Source organism: Streptomyces sp. (assembly GCF_035563135.1).
Taxonomy (GTDB): Bacteria; Actinomycetota; Actinomycetes; order Streptomycetales; family Streptomycetaceae; genus Streptomyces.
In genome coordinates this window covers 1-2,798 of the sequence record NZ_DATMVN010000313.1, presented here as the reverse complement: position 1 = coordinate 2,798, position 2,798 = coordinate 1, and the positions used below count along the sequence as shown (strand labels likewise).

3 protein-coding genes are annotated in these 2,798 nt (G+C 70.1%); all 3 read right to left on the bottom strand.

Annotated features, from left to right (window positions below):
- Positions 1–173: 173 nt before the first annotated feature.
- Entirely contained in the window at positions 174–1,307 is a 1,134-nt protein-coding gene (locus VN520_RS13810; RefSeq protein WP_325747190.1) for a site-specific integrase, read from the bottom strand.
- Between the two features lie 168 nt (positions 1,308–1,475).
- On the bottom strand, positions 1,476–1,778 hold the full coding sequence (locus VN520_RS13805) for a helix-turn-helix domain-containing protein (protein ID WP_325747189.1): 303 nt from the start codon (positions 1,776–1,778) through the stop codon (positions 1,476–1,478).
- Positions 1,779–2,083: 305 nt separating this feature from the next.
- Positions 2,084–2,308, bottom strand: coding sequence for a hypothetical protein (locus VN520_RS13800; protein ID WP_325747188.1), 225 nt, complete (start codon positions 2,306–2,308; stop codon positions 2,084–2,086).
- Positions 2,309–2,798 lie beyond the last annotated feature (490 nt).

The following is a 2,798-nucleotide window of genomic DNA, read 5'->3' as shown; positions in this document are numbered from 1 at the left end:
CTGTAGCGCAGCTTGGTAGCGCACTTGACTGGGGGTCAAGGGGTCGCAGGTTCAAATCCTGTCAGCCCGACAGTGAAGCGGCAGGTCAGAGGCGGGTTGGCCGTAAGGGCCGGCCCGCCTCTTGCCTGGCTACAGCAACGCCTACAGCAACGCGGCCCGAGGGACAGCAACGGTCACCAGCGCAGCGCGTGGTCGAGCCGGTCGGCCGCCTCGCGCTGCTGAGCGGGACCGACGTGGCTGTAGATGTCCGCCGTGATGGCGTACGACGAGTGGCCCAGGTGCTCCTGGACGACCTTGGTGTGCGTTCCGGCCGCCAGCAGAAAGCTGGCCGCGGAGTGCCGAAGGGTGTGCAGCGTGACGCCGCGGAGGCCGACTCGCTCCGCGAGGACCTCGAAGCGCCGCAGCACGTTGCGGGGCTCGAGCGGTGTGCCGATCTCGGTGGTGAAGACCAGCCCGTGCTCCTGCCAGGCTCCGGCGGCCGCTTGCTGCTCCTCCAGCCGCCGGGTCCGGTGGGCCTGGAGCGTCTCGACGGCCGAGCGGGGGAGTGGCACGGTCCTGCGGGACTTGTCGGTCTTGGGCTCGTCGAGCTGCAGCCCCTGGGATGTCCGGGAGAGGGTCCAGCGGACCCTCAGGAGGCCGGCGTCGAGGTCGACGTCGGACCAGTGCAGGGCCAGCGCCTCCCCGCGTCGCAGCCCGGTGGCCAGCATCACCCGGAACAGGCTCTCCAATCGGTCGCCCCTGATCGCTTCGAGGAGGGCCTGTGCCCGCTCCGCGGTCAAGTGCGGCGCGTCCTTGCGCTCGACGCCCGGCCGTCTCACGGCCGCTGCGGGGTTGCTCCGGATCAGTCCGTCGCGTGCGGCGATGTCGAGTGCTGACCGGAGGACGGTGTAGATCGTCCGGATCGTCGACCCCGACAGGCCGGCGTCCCGCTTGGTGACAACGAGCGCTTCGACATCAGATGGACGTAAGCGGCCGAGGGGGATCGTCCCGATCGTGGGCACGAGATGGGTGCGGGCGAGGGTGGCGTAGAGGTCCTTGGTGGCCTGCTTGCGGTCGCTGGCGGCCAGCGATTTGGTGATCCAGTCCTCGAGCCATGCGGCGACTGTCATGGAGGTGTCTCTGACCGGTGCTCCGGCCTCGATCCGCTCACGGGCATCCCGGAACTTGGCTCGGACCTCGGCCTGCGTCTTCCCGTAGACGGTCCGCCGCTTCAAGGTGCCGTAGTCGTCCCGGTAGCTGAGTTCGGCCGACCACGTGCCGTCCTTGCGCCGAAAGATCGACCCCTCACCGTTCGCGCGTCTGGCCATGTAGATCCCTCCGGCAATGTCAGGCCTACCCGAGCTCCGCTCCCTGCCGGCGACCTGCGGGTCCCGGCACCAGCCAGGCGACCCCACCACGGGTGCGCCCGGTGCGGACGCCGGCGGGACAAACCGGTGGATGACCTCGGCGTTGTCCCCAGCCGCGATGCGGGACGGCTATCGGGCGTGCCTGCGGTGTGGGGTGGCGTCGATCCGACGTCGCGACGACCGTGCGGCGTCGAACTCGGACTTGGACGTCGGTGCGGCGTTCGAGGATGTCTCCAGGGAGCGGACGTAGCGCTCGAGCTCGGCGCGGGGGAGTCGGCAGCTGCGGCCGATGTGTACAGGGCGTAGGTCGCCGGCCTGCATGAGCGCGTAAATGGTCGTCCGACCGATGCGGAGGACCGTCGCTGCTTCCTCGGGGGTCAGCAGCAGGGGACTGCTGGCCAGCACATCCTGAACGGGCTCTGGGTCGCCCATGTCGTGTCCTCCCCAGTTCTGCATTCCGCCCGCCGACGTCCGACAGCGGCCACGCTCGGACGGCGGCTCATGCGGAGCGTCCGTCGACGATGGGGGAACGGCCTCCGGTGCTTCTCCAGTTCTTCTACGACCGGCGCGGTCCTGTTGACGCGGCAGGAATCCCCGGGCTTCGAAGCTCCTCCAGTGCCCGGAGCCTCCTACTGCAGAAAAGCTGGGGAACGTCGCTCAGGGCGGGGCCAGGGGCGGCCTGGCGTACCGGCGCCTCCTGTGGGTCTCCAGTACGCCCGTTGCCGCGGGAGCACTCGTCAGCGAGATGGGTGTCGGCGACCCCAGATCGCGCGGCGCTCGTCAGCGGCTCGGAGGCGGACGTAGGGCCGGCGGTTGTAGGCCTCGAGGACGGCGTCGAGTGCGACGGACAGCCCGGAGAGGTCGCGGTCGTAGATCCGCCCGTCATCGAGTTGCTGAGCCAGCTCTTGCAGCGCCTGGGGCCAGTCCCGGCGGGTGAGCGGCAGCCGCGTCGGGACTTCCACGCGCCGCTCGACGACCTGGACTGCCGCACGGCCGGAGGCCGCAGCCCGCGACTGCTCCCAGGCGCGTTGCCGGCACGCCGGCGAGCAGCAGGTGGGGATACGCCCACGGGCCTTCGGCTGGATCGGTCCGCCGCACCACCCGCAGGTCGTCGCTGCTCGGCGACGATCGGTCGGATCCACCGCTGCGGAAGTCGCCTCAACGCTTCTGGCGCCGGCGCCGGCGCTGGCCCTGCCGGCGCTGGCTCCAGTTCCGCGCTCCGGGGACGCCGCCGTTCGTGGCTGCTGACGAGCCTCCCGCTGTCCCCTCCGCTTCCTCGCCATAGCAGCCAGCGTATTCATCACGACGGAATCCGCAGCCGACGGTGCAAGAGGTGTGAAGGCTCGCAATCTTGAATCGCTGGTCCTGGGGATGAGAATGCTCCGGTCGTCCGGCGACGTCGGATCACATTGGTGCGGGCGAGCCCGTTGAGTTGTATGGCGCGGGGTCCTC

Excerpts from the sequence above, each read along its gene's own strand:
- VN520_RS13810 (WP_325747190.1), bottom strand. The coding sequence starts at position 1,307 with ATGGCCAGACGCGCGAACGGTGAGGGGTCGATCTTTCGGCGCAAGGAC.
- VN520_RS13805 (WP_325747189.1), bottom strand. The coding sequence starts at position 1,778 with ATGGGCGACCCAGAGCCCGTTCAGGATGTGCTGGCCAGCAGTCCCCTG.